The sequence below is a fragment of the Variovorax sp. PCZ-1 genome (assembly GCF_018413605.1).
Taxonomy (GTDB): Bacteria; Pseudomonadota; Gammaproteobacteria; order Burkholderiales; family Burkholderiaceae_C; genus JANMDU01.
The window spans coordinates 675,913-691,504 of the sequence record NZ_JAHCDN010000001.1 but is presented as its reverse complement, the minus strand read 5'-3'; the positions used below and the strand labels follow the sequence as shown (position 1 = coordinate 691,504).

Below are 15,592 nucleotides of genomic sequence, written 5' to 3'. Positions count from 1 at the left end.
AATTTGGCATGCTTATGAAAACAGACACTCCCTCCAACAACACAGCATTGAGCACCGAAGGTGTGCCCGTCTCTGTGAAGATTCGTGAGCGTATCAACGCCGCGAAAAAACGTTTCCACGCGAACGACAACATTGCCGAATTCATCGAACCTGGTGAGCTGGGCAAGCTGCTGGATGAGGTGACTGTCAAGATGCAAGGCGTCTTGGAAAGCCTGGTGATTGATACCGAAAATGATCACAACACCGGCGATACAGCGCGCCGCGTGGCCAAGATGTATGTGAACGAAGTGTTCAAAGGCCGCTATGTGAAAGGGCCTGATGTCACGGAGTTTCCGAACGCCGAGCATTTGAACGAGTTGATGATCGTCGGCCCCATCACCGTGCGCAGCGCCTGCAGTCACCACTTCTGCCCGGTGATTGGTAAGGTATGGATTGGCGTGATGCCTAATGAGCACACCAATGTGATTGGCCTGTCCAAATATGCGCGCATGGCCGAATGGATCATGAATCGCCCGCAGATTCAAGAAGAAGCTGTGGTGCAATTGGCCGATTTGATTCAGCAAAAAACCCAGCCTGATGGCATGGCCATCGTGATGGAAGCCACCCACTACTGCATGGCTTGGCGTGGCGTGAAAGACATGGATTCACGCATGATCAATTCTGTGATGCGTGGCTGCTTCTTGAAAGATGCAAATCTGCGCCGCGAATTCCTCTCGCTCATTCCGCGCGACCCGTCTGGCAAGTAATAACAAATCAATAATAACGAGGCACACACCATGTTAGTACGTCTTCTCTACGTCAGCCGTTTGGCAGATCCTTCTAAGCCAGAAGTGATTGATGGCATCTTGAGCGATTCACGCAAACACAATCCAGAGCTGGGCATCACCGGCATTCTTTGCTACGGTGCAGGTATTTTCTTGCAAGCCATCGAAGGTGGCCGTGGCCCTGTGAGCGAGCTCTACAACCATATTTGCAGAGACAAGCGTCACAAAGATGTGGTGCTGCTTGATTTTCAAGAAATTCAAGAGCGCCGTTTTGGCGGCTGGACGATGGGGCAAGTTAACCTTGCTAAGCTCAATACCTCCATCGTCTTGAAATACTCGGAAAAGGCTGAGCTCGATCCTTATGCGGTGAGTGGCAAGGTGTCGCTGGCATTGCTAGAAGAGTTGATGGCCACAGCCAGCATCATTGGCCGGGCTTGATGCAAAGGCGTGATGCCATCGTCATCGGGGCTGCAGTTTGCAGCCCTTTTGCTTTTTCTCAAGGCACTTCAAGCGAAGTCATCGGCTTGGATGAAGCGCGCCGTTTGCATGAATCTGCTTCTGCAGTGCTCATCGATATCCGCGAGCCACAAGAACACGCTACAGGTGTCGCGGCTGGAGCGCTCTTGCTTCCAATGAGCCAGTTGGGCAAACGCGTCCAAGAAATTCCCTTGCAGCCCGATAAACCCGTGCTGCTGATTTGCAACACACAAAACCGCTCTGCAGCAACGCTGCGCGCCTTGCGCCAACAACTGGGCGAGCAACGCTATGCGCATGTGCGCTACGTGCACGGCGGCATGAGCGAATGGGCTAAGCGCGGCTGGCCGATGGTTAAACCATCTTCTCCCTTCAAGCCCTGATGCCTTAAGACCATGCCTCTTGCTGCCTTGTTTTTAGTGCTCTTGGGCGCATTAATCCATGCGCTGTGGAATGTGGCCGCCAAGAAAGCGGGGGGTGATGCACGGTTCACATTTTTCTCATGCGTCATCATGTTCATTGTCTGGTCGCCCCTGTGCATTTGGCTGGGCTGGGATATGTTGCCCGCATGGGGCTGGAAAGAATGGACTGCGATGGCGGTGAGCGGCTTTGTGCATTGGCTGTATTTCATTTGCTTGCTCACGGGTTATCGCAAAAGCGATCTCACGGTGGTTTATCCCGTAGCGCGCGGCAGTGGCCCACTGCTCTCATCTGGCGTGGCTGTGATTGTGTTTGGTGAGCAGCTCTCGGCCTTTGGTGTGCTGGGCATTGCAGGCGTGGTGATCGGCGTGTTTCTCGTGGCAGGCGGGCCAGCGCTGTTTCGTGCGGCACACGATCCTTCCAAACGCGCTCGCATTCAAGCTGGCATTTTCTGGGGTGTGCTCACAGGCGCGCTCATTGCTTGCTACACCATCCTCGATGCTTGGGCTGTCAAGATGCTGGCGATTTCGCCGATCTTGTTTGACTACTGGTGCAATGTATTGCGCATGCCTTACAGCTCTATCGCCGTGCTGCGCGATATACCCGAGGCCAGGCGCCTGTGGAAACTACAGTGGAAATATGCTGCGATCGTGGCGATCTTCAGCCCGATTGCTTACGTGCTGGTGCTGTATGCGATGAAGATCGCGCCTGTGAGCCACGTTGCGCCCGCACGCGAAGTGAGCATGCTATTTGCGGCGCTGATTGGTGGGCAATTGCTGGGCGAGAGTGATCGCGGTTTACGCATTCTGGGAGCTTGCGCCATTGCAGCAGGCGTGATGGCCTTGGCCTTAGGGTAAGTAGACTGACATGCAAATCATCGGTTGTGATTTCTCCTCCAGCCCTTCCAAGCGCAAGCCAGTGGTTGTGGCATTGAGTGAGGAAATTTTAGAAGAAAACGGCAGTTCGCCGGCATATTCATTGCGCAGCGTGCTATTGAAACTAGAGCGCTTTGATTCTCTCCAAGTATGGGGTGATTGGCTCAAAGCAGATCGCAAATGGATTGGCGGTTTTGATTTGCCATTTGGTCTCCCGCGTGAATTGGTGGAAACTTTGCAGTGGCCACTCGATTGGCACGCCTGCATGCAGCATTACACCAGTCTCTCGCGCGAAGAGATTCGCGCCACCTTCAAGGCCTTTTGCGATGCCAGGCCAGTAGGCGGCAAATTCGCTCACCGCGCAGCTGATCTGCCCGCCGGCAGCAGCCCCAGTATGAAATGGGTGAATCCTCCCGTGGCCTACATGCTGCATGCCGGTGTGCCTCTGCTGCTTCAAGCAGGCTGCCACTTCCCCGGATTGCACCAAGGCCATCCCAATAAAGTTGCCCTAGAAGCCTACCCTGGACTGCTCGCCAGAGAAATCATTGGATCACGCAGCTACAAAAGCGACGATAAAGCCAAGCAAACGCCCGAACGCCTGATTGCTCGCAAAGACATCCTCACCGCTTTGGAAAACGGGCAAACGAAACTGAAAGTGCGCCTCAAACTCTCTAATGCGCAACGCGAGCAACTCATCGATGATGCCAGCGGCGACAGCTTGGACGCTACCCTGTGCATGCTGCAAGCGCATTGGGCTTATGGCAAGCATTTGGCCGGCAAAAAGAACTATGGGCTACCGAAATTTGATGCACTCGAAGGCTGGATCATCACCGCTTGACCCAGAGACGGCATTCAAAGCAGAATGTCCGAAAATGATAGATTCTTGTCTGGTATCGAAGAAATACGGATCACTGTATCCACAACAATCAAGGCATTCCTCAACTACGGAGTATCGCCATGAAAACCGCCTTAATTGTGATTGATGTGCAAGAATCGTTTCGTCATCGCCCTTATTTTTCCTCAACCAACGTGCCTGACTATCTCAGACATCAAAACGCATTGATTGAAGGCTGCAAAAGCCAAGGTATTCCTGCTGTTCGTGTTTTTCATGTGGAAGGTGACAAGCTAGCTAGCAATTCATTTGCTCTTGAATCTGGCCATGTGAGCCCCCTCCAAGGCTTGGCTGATTTTGATGCAGCACATACCATTTACAAATCGCGCCACAGTGCTTTGGTAGGCACAGGGCTGGATGTGTGGCTCACGCAGCATGGCATTCAGAAGCTCATCATCAGCGGCATCCGCACTGAGCAATGCTGCGAAACGACAACGCGCCATGCGAGTGATCTGGGCTGGCAGATAGATTACGTGACCGACGCAACGCTCACTTTTGATATGAAAAATGCAGATGGCTCGCTGCTCAGCGCAACAGACATCAAAACCCGCACCGCCACCGTACTCGATGGACGTTTTGCTCGCATCTGCACAGTGGAACAGGCTTTAAAGAAACAGGCTCTGCATGATTGATTTGCTTTTCGTGATGCTCCCACACAGTTGCGCCCTCGATTGGGCGGGGCCGGCTGAAGCGTTTCGGATTGCGAATCAGACTTTGGAGCGCCAAGGCAAGCCCTCTGCTTTTCGCATGAGGTTTATCGGGCCAGATTTGCAAGCGGTAAGCTCTGTGGGGGCACGGTTGATGCAGCTGGAGCCGCTGCCAGCAAAATTAGCACAGCCAAGCTGGGTGATTTTGCTGGGCGCGCCTGATGAGCACATTAATTTGAGCAGCAAACCTGTGCGCGACCTCACGCTTTGGCTACGCAGCATCAGCGGCCAGCTTCAAGCGCCGCATCGCCTGATCACCGTCTGCGCTGGCGCACTGCTGGCCGCACAAGCAGGTTTGCTCGCAGGCGCGCAGGTGACGACGCATCACTTGGAGCTGGAGGCATTGCGAAAGTTAGAACCACAATGCCAAGTGTTGGCCAATCGCGTGTTTGTATCAGATAGCGAGCGCAGCATTTACAGCAGCGCGGGGATCACCACCGGCATTGACTTGGCGGTGCATTTGATTGCCGATGTGTGCGGCGAAGCGGTTGCGGCACGCGTGGCGCAAGTGATGGTGATGCCGATGAGGCGCGGGCCGGGCGATCCAGAAATGTCGGCCTTTTTGAGCAGCCGCGCGCATTTGCATCCCGCTGTTCATCGTGTGCAAGATGCGGTGAGCCTAGCGCCGCGCGAAGCTTGGGATGCTGAGCGCATGGCCGAGCTTGCTTGCACCTCGACGCGGCATCTCAACCGGCTTTTCGACGAGCATGTGGGCATGAGCCCGCTGGATTTTTTGCGCAGCATTCGGGTGGAGTTGGCAGAAAAAGCATTGAAAGCGGGCAAAAGCGTGGCTCAGGCCTCTGATATGGCGGGCTTCCGTTCTGATTTGCAATTGCGCCGCGCCTGGAAAGCCTTAGTCAAAGAGGGTCTGCCCTCACAAACCAAACTAGGCTAAGCCATTTTAAAAAAACAAAAAAAGGCAGCCTAAGCTGCCTTTTTTGATGAGCTGCAGAAGATCAATCTTCCACAAAAGTCTCTTCGCGCTTCTTCTTCACTGAAGGCAGCAGCACAATCACCAGCAGCAAGGCCGCAGCGATCAAAAGCCCCAGCGACAGCGGACGCGTGACAAACACGCTCCAATCGCCTCGCGAGAGCAGCATAGCGCGGCGCAGATTCTCTTCCATCATGGGGCCCAAGATGAAGCCCAGCAACAAGGGCGCAGGCTCGCAACCGAGCTTGATGAAAGCCATGTAGCCAATCACACCGAAGGCCGCCACCATCCAGATATCCCAGGTGTTGTTATTGGTGGAGTACACACCAATCGAGCAGAACAGCACGATGGCTGGGAAAAGCCAGCGGTAAGGCACGGTGAGCAGTTTGATCCAGATGCCAATGAGTGGCAGGTTCAAAATAATCAGCATGGCATTGCCAATCCACATAGAGGCGATCAAGCCCCAGAAGAGCTCGGGGTTGCTTGTCATCACCTGGGGGCCAGGTTGGATGTTGTGGATCGTCATCGCGCCCACCATCAGCGCCATCACGGCATTGGGTGGAATGCCCAAGGTGAGCAAGGGGATGAAGGAGGTTTGTGAGCCGGCGTTGTTGGCAGACTCTGGCGCAGCCACGCCGCGGATATTGCCTTTACCGAACGGCATTTCACCAGGCTTGAGCTTGGTCTTTTTCTCAATCGTGTAAGCCGCAAAAGCTGCCAACAAAGCACCACCGCCGGGCAAGATGCCAAGAGCTGAGCCCAAAGTCGTGCCACGCAAAATCGCAGGTGCCATGCGCTTGAAATCTTCAGCGTTAGGCATCAGGCCAGTCACTTTCGCAGTGAAGACTTCGCGCTCGTCATCGCTCTTACCCAAATTGCTGATGATCTCGCCATAGCCGAATACACCCATGGCGATCACGATGAAGCCAATGCCATCCGTGAGCTCGGGGATATCAAAGCTGTAGCGTGCCACGCCGGAATTCACATCGGTGCCGATCAAGCCGAGCAAGAGCCCCAAGATGATCATGCTGAGCGCCTTGAGCAGAGAGCCCGAAGCCAACACCACGGCGCCGATCAAGCCCAAAATCATGAGCGAGAAATATTCAGCTGGGCCGAATTTGAAAGCCACTTCGGTCAAAGGTGCTGCAAAAGCAGCCAAGATCAAGGTACCCACGCAGCCCGCGAAGAAGGAGCCAATGCCAGCAGCAGCCAGCGCAGGGCCCGCTCGGCCTTGGCGCGCCATTTGGTAGCCATCCAGCGTGGTGACCACGGAGGAGGATTCACCGGGTAGGTTCACCAAAATCGCCGTGGTGGAGCCACCGTATTGCGCGCCATAGTAAATACCGGCCAACATGATCAGCGCCGCCACAGGGGGCAGTGCGTAGGTGGCAGGCAGCAGCATGGCAATTGTAGCCACGGGGCCAATGCCCGGCAAAACACCAATCAGCGTGCCGAGCAGGCAGCCGATGAAGGCGTACATCAGGTTTTGAAGGGTGAAAGCGACGCCGAAGCCAAGCGCGAGGTTGTTAAACAGATCCATGTTGTGTCCTCCTTAAGCGAGAAATGAGGGCCACACCGGGAACTGCAAATTCAGCAGCACGATGAAAGCGAGGTAGCTCAGAATAGAGAGAAAGGTCGCAAGCAGGAAAACCTCTTTGACCTTGTAGGGCGATGCGGCCAAGCTGGCCACAAAGGTCAGCGCGTAGATACCCACAATCATGCCCAGCGCGGGAAATTTGATGATCGGCAAGCCGCCGATGCAAATACCAAAAATGATGTTGGCACCAATGATGCAAAACATCGGCTTCCAAGCGAAGCTGCCGATCTTGTCGCCATCGGCTGTAGCCACAGTGAGCGACTTAAACAAAATGATGGAGCCCAAAACAGCCAACACCACACCCAACAAGCGCGGGAAGTAGCCTGGCCCCATACGAGCACCCTCACCCATGGAATAGCTGTAAGCGCCAATCGCAAAAGCTGCACCGACGACGATAAACATCAGTCCGGCAAAGAAGTCTTTCTGACTTTTGATATTCACGGTTTCTCCTGATTATTTTGAACCAGTGAGGATTGTGTGTGCTGTGCATCCCAGCATTCGTGTGGATTTCACCTACAGAGTCTAGGGTTAACCCGTGAAAATCATCAAAAAAGTGTGAAGCCTGTCGATACGCCGGATTCTGTGCGTTGGAGTTGCCCCCAACGTGACCGTCATTCCTCTGGGCTGGGGGTCACCCCACCAGCTCGGTGCTACCTACCCGCCAACTCTGCGGAACCACATCAACGTTGGCCTACTTGGTATTGCTGCGCGCAGAGATTGCCCGTTTCACCCAGACTGAACTGGCTCGTCTCTGTTGCTCTGATCCTCAGCTTATGCCTTGCGGTTTTCACTGGAGAGCCGTTAGCTCCTGCGCTGTCCTGTGCAGTCCGGACGTTCCTCCAGTGCGTGGTTTCCCACACGACGCTTTCGCGTCGTCCTTGCGGTATGCACCAGCGACGGCCTGACAGGCTTCACAGCCGTGATTTTACAAGCAAAAGTACGCAATCGCCGGCATAGGATCTGCGCAGAGTGCTATTAAATAAATAGCATCAACAAACCACGGCCTTCATGCCCTGCGCCGCCAACGCCGCGATCACTTGCGCCACATGCTCATGCCCGCGCGCTTGAATGACCAGTTCGATATCCACATTTTGCGCAGCTTGCAAAGTGAAGGCACGTTGATGCTGCACTTCATTCACGTTCGCGCCGGCTTGCGCAATCGCCGCCGTGATTTTTGCCAGCGAGCCGGGCACATCTCGTGCGCCAACGCGTATGCGCGCCAGCCGTCCACTTTTCACCATGCCGCGCTCGATGATCGAAGCCAGCAGCAGCGGATCCAGGTTGCCGCCGCAAAGCACGAGGCCGACTTTTTTACCAGCGAAACGCTCTTTGTGTTGCAGCAAAGCCGCCAAGCCAGCCGCGCCCGCGCCTTCCACCAGCGTTTTTTCAATCTCCAGCAGAAGCACTATCGCGTGCTCGATCTCACCCTCATCGACCAACACGATGTCTTTCACTAAGCTGGAAATCAACTCGCGCGCGATCACACCGGGAGTGGGCACGGCGATACCTTCAGCAATCGTGCTCGGGCCTTGCGGCAATTTCTCGCCCTTGATCGCGTTGTACATCGCAGGGAAGCGCTCGGTTTGCACGCCGATGAGTTCAATCTCCGGCTTGAGTGTTTTTGCCGCCAAAGCCATACCGCCCATCAAGCCACCTCCGCCGATGGCGACGATCAGCACATCCAAATCGGGGACAGCCTGCAGCATCTCTAGTGCCACCGTGCCTTGGCCAGCAACGATCTGCTCATCGTCATAGGGGTGCACCAAAGTGAGTGACTGCTCTTTGGCAATTTGAAGCGCATGGCTGCGAGCCTCGTCCAGCGTATCGCCATGCAAGATCACCTCCGCACCGAGGCGGCGCGTGTTGTCCACCTTCACACCGGGCGTGAACTGCGGCATCACGATCACCGCGCGCAGCCCCAATCGGCGCGCGTGATAGGCCACACCTTGGGCGTGGTTGCCAGCGCTCATCGCCACCACACCTCGCGTGTCCGCGGGAAGCTGAGACAACTTATTGCATGCACCACGCTCCTTGAAGCTCGAAGTGAATTGCAAGTTCTCAAACTTGAGATACACCTTTGCACCCGTGATGAGAGAAAGGGTTTTGCTCTCCACGCAAGGCGTATTGAGCACATGCGGGGCGATGCGCTGAGCGGCGTTTTGAATGTCGGTAAAGCTGATCATGCTGACATTGTGGCTGCAAGCGAGCCTATCTCTTCGCTAATGTGTGGTGAATTTCACACATGAACAACCCATGGATTTTCTGGCCCTGTCTTCCCAAAATCCGTGAACTGCGTTATGGTTTGCAACAGGGACATTCTTCCCCCTGCACATTAGAGGCTCTTCGATGACCAAACGTGTTGCAACGCTCTCGCCCGCTTTTGCGGATGGCCTGCTGGCTTCGCCCGGCCTGAAAAACGCGCCTGTGCTCGAGATGATGTGTTCCCAGTTTGTGCTCACGCTTGCAGCCAAGCAAGGCGCGAAATTCAATGTGCGCCGCGATTTGAACAGCCTGCTCTCGCTCACAGGCCGCCATATGGTCTGGCCCGTGCATGTGATGGAGCGTCTGCGCGATTTTCTCAATCGCCGCTGCACAGGCAATGAATTCTGGAAGGGGCATGAGAGCCTCTCACATGCCGATTTCATCGAGCGACATGGCACTTGGCGCGGTCCATATGAAGAAGGCACGGTGTTTTTCTATTTGGATGAATATGCCAAAGATGCGCCCAAAGATTTGGTCACAGTACTGTCTGTGACCAGCGACTGGCTCAACCATGCTTTAAAAAAGCACAGTACCCTGGTCGAGAAAAATATCGATGCACTGGCTGGCCTCTTGCAACTCAATCGCGCTGAGCGCGCGCTGCTTTTATATGGCACGCTTGCTCGCTACCAGCGTGATCTTCGTAGCTTGCTGGTGGAATTCAAAGTGAGCAATGCGCCGGAAGCTTATGCCGCGATTGCTGAAGTCGCGGGTGTGAAAGCGCATGAAGTGGCCGAAGCCCTGCGCGCCGGCTCGCGTTTGGAGCGCATCGGCCTGGTCGAGAATTTGATTTCTGAGCACAACATCACAGATCTGGCGGATTTGATGAAGGTCAGCGAAAAGCTGCCTCCCGTGCTGATGCGAGAGTACCGTGATCAAAGCGAGCTCATGGCGGTGTTTACGCGGCCTGCAGTAAAGAGCGAGTTGAATGCCAGTGATTTTCATTTCGTGGAAGAAGATGCCCAAGTGCTGGTCAACTTGCTGCGCAACGCGATGGAGCGCAAAGAGCCGGGCGTGAACGTGCTGCTCTACGGCCCTCCCGGCACGGGCAAGACAGAGCTCGCCAAAGTGGTGGCGCAAAGCGCAGGCTTGGAGCTGTTTGAAGTGGAATATGCAGACCGCGATGGCAACTCGCTCAGCGGCCGTGATCGCTATCGCTCGTTGCAAATCGCGCAAGTATTTTTGAAGGGTGCGAACAAAGCCGCCTTGCTGTTTGACGAAGTGGAAGATGTCTTCCCGCCCATCAGCGTCGATGCGGCGCAGCTCATGGCGCGTCAAGAGCAAATCGCTGCGCCATCGGCGAGCAACAGTGTGAATGGCAAGGCTTGGGTCAATCAAATTTTGGAGCAAAACGCTGTACCCACGATTTGGGTGACCAATCGCATTGAGCAGATTGATCCGGCCTTTCGCCGCCGCTTTGCCTATCACCTCGAGCTCAAAAGCCCCCCGCCCGGCGCGCGCGAGCAGCTTGTGCGCAAGACGCTCGCGGGCGTGCCGGTATCAGACGCATTCGTGGCCAAGCTAACAGAGCGCAAAGGCCTCACACCGGCGCAGATCCGTACGGCAGTGCGATTTGCCGGTCTGGCAAAAACCAGCGATGAAACCGACGTCTTTGAAGGCCTGATCGAACGCCAGCTCAAGCATGCAGATGCGGCTTTGGGCAATGCGCAAGCGGATAGCAAAGGTCGCAAGCAAGTCACCACTTACGACTTGGACATGCTCAACGTCGAAACCCGCTTTGAAGTGCCTCGTATCGTAGAAGCCTTGAAGGCACGCGGCCACGGCACGCTGTGCTTCTACGGCGCACCCGGCACAGGCAAAACAGCTTTGGGCGAACACATCAGCAAAGCTTTAGGCAAGCCTTTGATTGTCAAACGCGCCAGCGATTTGATGAGTAAATTTGTCGGCGAGACCGAGCAAAACATGGCTAAGATGTTTGCTGAAGCAGAAAGCGAAAAAGCCGTGCTCCTGCTCGATGAAGCAGATAGCTTCTTGCAAGATCGGCGCGGCGCACAGCGCAGCTATGAGGTCACCGAAGTGAACGAAATGCTCCAGCAAATGGAGCATTACCAAGGCATCTTCATCTGCACCACCAATTTGCTCGATCGCATCGACCAAGCCGCCCTGCGCCGATTCACCTTCAAAATCAAATTCAAACCTTTGACAACTGCGCAACGCGAGCTGATGTTTATCACCGAAGCTTTGAATGGCGAAAGTTCGCGCATGAGCGATGCGCTTCGCGTGCGGCTGGGTAAACTGGAGCAACTCTGCCCTGGCGATTTCGCTGCTGTGAAGCGCCAATGCGATATCTTGGCCGCTGAGTTTTCTGCAGAAGAATTCTTAGAGCAACTTGAGGCCGAGCATAAGATCAAGCCTGAGGTGCGTGAAGTGCGCAACATGGGCTTTATCCAGTAACACCGATTTTTAAGCCAAATCAGCACTTTGCCGGTATAGATACTGCGCAAAGTGCTATTAATTCAGTAGCATTCAAGGGCATGCGCGATAATGCGCTCATGCAACGCCTCACTGCTCAACAACTCTGGCTACTCGTCGGTCTCACCCTGGTTTGGGGTATCAATTGGCCCATCATGAAGCTGGGCGTCGGATCTGGTTTTCCGCCACTCACCTTTCGTGCCTTATCCATGTGGATCGGTATTCCTGTGCTCGCGATGGGCTTGATGACACTCAAAGTACCGTTCGTCATTCCGCGTGGGGATGCGAATCAAGCCTACAAACATTGGCGCGAGCTGCTCTTGCTCGCAGTGTTCAATATGTTCATTTGGCACGGCTGCATCATCTTGGCCGTGACGCTGCTCTCAAGTGGTCGCGCTGCAATTCTGGGTTACACCATGCCTATTTTCAGCGCCATCCTCGGCGCTACGGTTTATGGCGACAAGCTCTCAGCACGAGGCTGGCTCGGCGTAGGCAGTGCAGCATCTGGCGTGCTGCTCTTGCTCAGCCATGAATTCGGCAAACTCTCAGGTGCGCCCATGGGTGTGCTGCTTGCGTTGATCGCTGCCAGCACTTGGGCACTAGGCACCCAGCTCCTGCGCCGCACCAGCATCCCCGTGGCCACGCTCTCTATCTCGTTTTGGATGACGGTGCTCACAGCCATCGTGATGAGCCTGCTTGCCGTCGTCTTTGAGCAAGCACGCTGGCGTATGCCCAGCGGCGTGGAGCTTGCGTCCATCCTCTTCAATGCCGTCTTGATCTTCGGCTTCGCACATGCCACTTGGTTTTATCTCGCCCGAAGCCTGCCCCCGATTGCTTCCACACTCAGCGTGATGATGATCCCCATCCTAGGCGTCTTCAGCGGCGCAGTGTGGCTGGGCGAGAAACTCTTCTGGCAAGACTGGGCGGCAGTAGCGCTCATGGTGGTGGCGATTGGGAGTGTGCTCTGGCCTAAGAAGATGGCTGCAGCTGAGTGAATCGTTGACGGAGCGGTAATTTCACGCACACATCAAGCCCCGCGATGTGATCTTGTGCCATGCGGTTATCAAGAGAGATTTCTCCATGCAAAGCTCTCGTGATTTCAGCGCAGATCGCTAGACCTAAGCCTGAGCCAGCTTGCATTCGGCCGGCAGAGAAAGGTTGAAACAGTCGTTTTTTCAGCTCATCATCAACGCCTGCGCCGCTGTCTGAGATCAACAATTCTGCGTCTTGATTCTTTGCGCGTAGACTCACATTCAAACTGCCGCCCACAGGACTGTGCTTGATGGCGTTGTGCAGCAAATTTCGCACCATTTCGCGCAGCATCCAGTCGTGGGCGATGACAAGTGCTGGCTGTGTCTCCAGCTCAAACTCCAAATCTTTATCTGCAATCAGTGGAGCCAGATCGAGTGCAACCTCACGCAGCACGATGCTCCAATCGATCGGCGCGCTGGCAGCTTGTTGACGCAATTGCTCCACTTTTGCGAGAGAGAGCATCTGATTGGCCAGCTCAGTCGCGCGATCCACAGTTTGGCCGATTTCTGATAAAGCCTGCTGAGGAGGCACATCACCACGCAGCGCAGATTGTGTTTGCGTTTTGAGCACGGCCAGTGGAGTGCGCAATTGATGCGCGGCATCGCGCACGAAGCGTTTTTGGTGTTGTAGCAAATGATCAAGCCGCACCATGAGTTGGTTGTTCGCCTGCAAGAGGGGCTGCAATTCACGTGGCGCATGCGTGGCATCCACGGGGCTCAAATCATTCTCTGCACGCCCAGCAATCTCTCGACTCACTCGGCGGACCGGACGCACCGCGCTTTGCACCACCCAAATCACCACAGCTGCAATCACTGCAAGCAAGATGGCTTGCCGCCACAGTGTGCTCACCAAAATTTCGCGCGCCAAGGCTTCGCGCAGCTCCAAGGTTTCGGCCACCTGCACCGTTGCCATACCATTGCCACCCGCGCCTGAGACGGGTTGAAGCAATACCGCCACGCGCACACGCGTGCCATCCACAGCATCGTCATAAAAATCGACCAAGGCGGCGTAAGGAGGCTGGTCAGCGATGCGCCCTGTCCACAGCTTGAGTGATTCAAACCCCGAGACCATCTCACCCGAAAATCCCGTGACGCGGTAAAACATGCGGCTGCGATTATCAGCTTCGAAGGCCTCAAGCGCTGCATAAGGCACACGCGGCACGAGCATGGCCTGTCCACCCTGGATTTGTACATCCAGCTGCTCAGCAATCGTCTTGGCAGAGGCCAACAAAGTGCGGTCGTACGCAGTATTTGCCGCCGTCAAGCTCTGCCGATAGATCACGATGCTGTCGATCAGCACAAAAAGTATCACTGGCAGCAAAATGCCCCACAGCAGACGGCGGCGCAGTGAAATATTTTTCACTCTGCATCCTCTTTGAGCAAATAACCCAAACCACGTAGCGTGATGAGTTTGAGCCCAGTGCTGGCCAATTTTTTGCGCAAACGATAAGCCACCACTTCAATCGCATCGCCTTGAATCTCTGGATCACTCGCAAACACGCGCTCCAGCAATTGCTCCTTGGCCACCGCCTGTCCAGAGCGTTCGAAAAAGCACAGCAGCATCTTGGATTCTCGTGGGCTTAACTCTAAAGCTTGGCGTTCAAAATAAAAAACGCCGCTCTCTTTTTCATAGCTAACCGCGCCGATTTCTTGCCGGCGAACTGCTGATTTTTCTTGTAAACCTTCAGACGCATCGCTACGTGCACGTGCACGAACCAAGGCGCGAATACGCGCTTCGAGCTCATCCAGATCAAAAGGCTTGGGCAAATAATCGTCTGCGCCCGTATTCAAGCCCAGAATGCGATCACCCACTGTGCCCCTCGCCGTGAGGATCAACACCGGTGTGTTCAGCCCCATCTTGCGTGCACGTTCAAGCACTTGCAGACCATCCAGCCCCGGCAAACTCAGATCAAGGAGCACCACATCCAAAGTCAATTGCTGCCAGAGCGCAAGCGCCGCTTCGCCATCAGCGCAGGTTTGCACCAACCAGCCCAAGCGCTTGAACGAGCGTTCGAGCGTGGTGCGCATAGCGGAGTCATCTTCGATCAAAAGCAGTTTCATGGTGATGTCCGCATTTTCCCTGATGTGGAGTGACAGGCAACTGACAGCCCTCTTACGCAAGATATCCCCACCTCATCGCTCATCAGGAGTTCTCATGCGCCGCGATCAATTCATCTATGCCCTGCTTGCAGCTTCTCTGCCTTTGGCTCTGCGTGCGCAAACCCTGCCCACGCTCAAAATGATGATTCCCGCCAACCCGGGCGGTGGCTGGGACAGCACCGGCCGCGCCCTCGGCTTGGCATTCACGGAAAGCAAATTGGCACAGGCGGTGCAATATGAAAATCGTGGCGGCGCAGCCGGGGCCATTGGTCTCGCGCAATTCATCAGCGCGAGCAAGGGCGATCCGAATGCACTGGTGATGATGGGCGCTGTGATGCTTGGCGGCCTCATCACCTCCAAAGCGCCCGTGAGCATCACACAATGCACACCCATTGCGCGTTTGACCAGCGAATACAACGTCTTCGTCGTGCCCGCCAACTCGCCCTTCAAAAGCATGAAAGATATCGTGGATGCGATGAAGAAAGATATGGGCAGTGTGAAATTCGGCGGTGGCTCGCGTGGCTCCACCGAGCATATTGCCGCTTGTATGATGGCCCGCGCCGCTGGCATGGATCCCAAGAAAGTGAATTACGTGCCTTTTCGCGGCGGTGGCGAAGCCGTGGCCGCCATCATCAGCGGTAATGTGAGTGTGGGCGGCAGCGGCTACAGTGAGTTTGCCGAACACATTCAATCGGGAAAAATGCGTGCCTTAGGTGTCACCAGCGATAAGCGCATCAAAGGTATCAATGGGCCCACCCTCAAAGAGCAAGGCATCAATGTGACTTTGGGCAATTGGCGTGGGCTCTATGCCGCGCCGGGCATCACGCCCGAGCAGCAAGCCAGCCTGATCGCTTTAGTCAGCGCCGCCAGTAAAAGTGCGAGTTGGCAAAACGCAATGACCAAAAACGGCTGGACACCTGCTTTCATGTCAGGCAAAGAGTTTGCTGATTTTGTGGATTACGAATTCACCAGCTTGCGCGCCATCATGTACCTCTCAGGCATGCTCTAAGTCAGAGTATTAGCGTTTCCCCTGATCTGAATTGCTCGCAACTGCCAGCTACTTGACAGTTTTCAGGCGCACCATAGCGTTTGTCCTTTTTTACTCGGAG

General features: G+C 55.1%; 15 protein-coding genes and 1 other RNA gene. 10 read left to right on the top strand and 6 right to left on the bottom strand.

What is annotated here, in order from left to right:
• Positions 1–8: 8 nt before the first annotated feature.
• The 7 genes from folE (at position 9) to KIH26_RS03410 (ending at position 5,027) form a co-directional block, all read left to right on the top strand.
• On the top strand, positions 9–746 hold the full coding sequence (folE, locus tag KIH26_RS03440) for a GTP cyclohydrolase I (RefSeq protein ID WP_213442460.1): 738 nt from the start codon (positions 9–11) through the stop codon (positions 744–746).
• Positions 747–776: 30 nt separating this feature from the next.
• Entirely contained in the window at positions 777–1,202 is a 426-nt protein-coding gene (locus KIH26_RS03435; protein WP_213442458.1) for a BLUF domain-containing protein, read from the top strand.
• Positions 1,202–1,621, top strand: coding sequence for a rhodanese-like domain-containing protein (locus KIH26_RS03430; protein ID WP_213442457.1), 420 nt, complete (start codon positions 1,202–1,204; stop codon positions 1,619–1,621). The genes KIH26_RS03435 and KIH26_RS03430 overlap by 1 nt, the downstream gene beginning before the upstream one ends.
• Before the next feature lie 12 nt (positions 1,622–1,633).
• Positions 1,634–2,515 (top strand): DMT family transporter, encoded by an 882-nt coding sequence (locus tag KIH26_RS03425; RefSeq protein ID WP_213442455.1) that lies wholly within the window; start codon positions 1,634–1,636, stop codon positions 2,513–2,515.
• 10 nt (positions 2,516–2,525) lie between these two features.
• Positions 2,526–3,371, top strand: coding sequence for a DUF429 domain-containing protein (locus KIH26_RS03420; protein ID WP_213442453.1), 846 nt, complete (start codon positions 2,526–2,528; stop codon positions 3,369–3,371).
• 119 nt (positions 3,372–3,490) lie between these two features.
• Positions 3,491–4,057 (top strand): cysteine hydrolase family protein, encoded by a 567-nt coding sequence (locus tag KIH26_RS03415; RefSeq protein ID WP_213442451.1) that lies wholly within the window; start codon positions 3,491–3,493, stop codon positions 4,055–4,057.
• Positions 4,050–5,027: a GlxA family transcriptional regulator gene (locus KIH26_RS03410; protein WP_213442449.1), complete on the top strand. Its 978-nt coding sequence runs from the start codon at positions 4,050–4,052 to the stop codon at positions 5,025–5,027. Before KIH26_RS03415 ends, KIH26_RS03410 begins: the two co-directional genes overlap by 8 nt.
• 61 nt (positions 5,028–5,088) lie before the next feature.
• Here the strand turns inward: KIH26_RS03410 and KIH26_RS03405 are convergent, their stop codons facing one another.
• From KIH26_RS03405 to KIH26_RS03390, 4 genes are all read right to left on the bottom strand, one after another.
• Positions 5,089–6,603 (bottom strand): tripartite tricarboxylate transporter permease, encoded by a 1,515-nt coding sequence (locus tag KIH26_RS03405; RefSeq protein ID WP_213442448.1) that lies wholly within the window; start codon positions 6,601–6,603, stop codon positions 5,089–5,091.
• Between the two features lie 12 nt (positions 6,604–6,615).
• On the bottom strand, positions 6,616–7,101 hold the full coding sequence (locus KIH26_RS03400) for a tripartite tricarboxylate transporter TctB family protein (protein ID WP_213442446.1): 486 nt from the start codon (positions 7,099–7,101) through the stop codon (positions 6,616–6,618).
• Between the two features lie 112 nt (positions 7,102–7,213).
• Positions 7,214–7,573, bottom strand: an RNA gene (gene rnpB, locus KIH26_RS03395) — RNase P RNA component class A.
• Positions 7,574–7,649: 76 nt separating this feature from the next.
• Positions 7,650–8,843: a threonine ammonia-lyase gene (locus KIH26_RS03390; RefSeq protein ID WP_213442444.1), complete on the bottom strand. Its 1,194-nt coding sequence runs from the start codon at positions 8,841–8,843 to the stop codon at positions 7,650–7,652.
• A 163-nt stretch (positions 8,844–9,006) separates the two neighbouring features.
• Here KIH26_RS03390 and KIH26_RS03385 point away from each other — a divergent pair, with 163 nt between their 5' ends.
• Positions 9,007–11,334, top strand: coding sequence for an ATP-binding protein (locus KIH26_RS03385; protein ID WP_213442442.1), 2,328 nt, complete (start codon positions 9,007–9,009; stop codon positions 11,332–11,334).
• A 98-nt stretch (positions 11,335–11,432) separates the two neighbouring features.
• Positions 11,433–12,347 (top strand): DMT family transporter, encoded by a 915-nt coding sequence (locus KIH26_RS03380; protein WP_213442440.1) that lies wholly within the window; start codon positions 11,433–11,435, stop codon positions 12,345–12,347.
• Here the strand turns inward: KIH26_RS03380 and KIH26_RS03375 are convergent.
• Together KIH26_RS03375 and KIH26_RS03370 are read right to left on the bottom strand one after the other, a co-directional pair.
• Entirely contained in the window at positions 12,322–13,746 is a 1,425-nt protein-coding gene (locus KIH26_RS03375) for a sensor histidine kinase (protein WP_349627838.1), read from the bottom strand. The genes KIH26_RS03380 and KIH26_RS03375 overlap by 26 nt on opposite strands.
• On the bottom strand, positions 13,743–14,444 hold the full coding sequence (locus tag KIH26_RS03370) for a response regulator (RefSeq protein WP_213442438.1): 702 nt from the start codon (positions 14,442–14,444) through the stop codon (positions 13,743–13,745). The genes KIH26_RS03375 and KIH26_RS03370 overlap by 4 nt, the downstream gene beginning before the upstream one ends.
• A 94-nt stretch (positions 14,445–14,538) precedes the next feature.
• Between KIH26_RS03370 and KIH26_RS03365 the strand changes: the two genes are divergently transcribed.
• Positions 14,539–15,492 carry a tripartite tricarboxylate transporter substrate binding protein gene (locus KIH26_RS03365; protein WP_213442436.1) on the top strand — a complete coding sequence of 318 codons (954 nt, stop codon included), beginning with the start codon at positions 14,539–14,541 and terminating at the stop codon, positions 15,490–15,492.
• Positions 15,493–15,592: the final 100 nt, after the last annotated feature.

Coding starts and splice junctions, on each gene's coding strand:
- folE (WP_213442460.1), top strand. CDS start 9: ATGCTTATGAAAACAGACACTCCCTCCAACAACACAGCATTGAGCACC.
- KIH26_RS03385 (WP_213442442.1), top strand. CDS start 9,007: ATGACCAAACGTGTTGCAACGCTCTCGCCCGCTTTTGCGGATGGCCTG.
- KIH26_RS03435 (WP_213442458.1), top strand. CDS start 777: ATGTTAGTACGTCTTCTCTACGTCAGCCGTTTGGCAGATCCTTCTAAG.
- KIH26_RS03390 (WP_213442444.1), bottom strand. CDS start 8,843: ATGATCAGCTTTACCGACATTCAAAACGCCGCTCAGCGCATCGCCCCG.
- KIH26_RS03410 (WP_213442449.1), top strand. CDS start 4,050: ATGATTGATTTGCTTTTCGTGATGCTCCCACACAGTTGCGCCCTCGAT.
- KIH26_RS03365 (WP_213442436.1), top strand. CDS start 14,539: ATGCGCCGCGATCAATTCATCTATGCCCTGCTTGCAGCTTCTCTGCCT.
- KIH26_RS03420 (WP_213442453.1), top strand. CDS start 2,526: ATGCAAATCATCGGTTGTGATTTCTCCTCCAGCCCTTCCAAGCGCAAG.
- KIH26_RS03430 (WP_213442457.1), top strand. CDS start 1,202: ATGCAAAGGCGTGATGCCATCGTCATCGGGGCTGCAGTTTGCAGCCCT.
- KIH26_RS03405 (WP_213442448.1), bottom strand. CDS start 6,603: ATGGATCTGTTTAACAACCTCGCGCTTGGCTTCGGCGTCGCTTTCACC.
- KIH26_RS03425 (WP_213442455.1), top strand. CDS start 1,634: ATGCCTCTTGCTGCCTTGTTTTTAGTGCTCTTGGGCGCATTAATCCAT.
- KIH26_RS03370 (WP_213442438.1), bottom strand. CDS start 14,444: ATGAAACTGCTTTTGATCGAAGATGACTCCGCTATGCGCACCACGCTC.
- KIH26_RS03415 (WP_213442451.1), top strand. CDS start 3,491: ATGAAAACCGCCTTAATTGTGATTGATGTGCAAGAATCGTTTCGTCAT.
- KIH26_RS03380 (WP_213442440.1), top strand. CDS start 11,433: ATGCAACGCCTCACTGCTCAACAACTCTGGCTACTCGTCGGTCTCACC.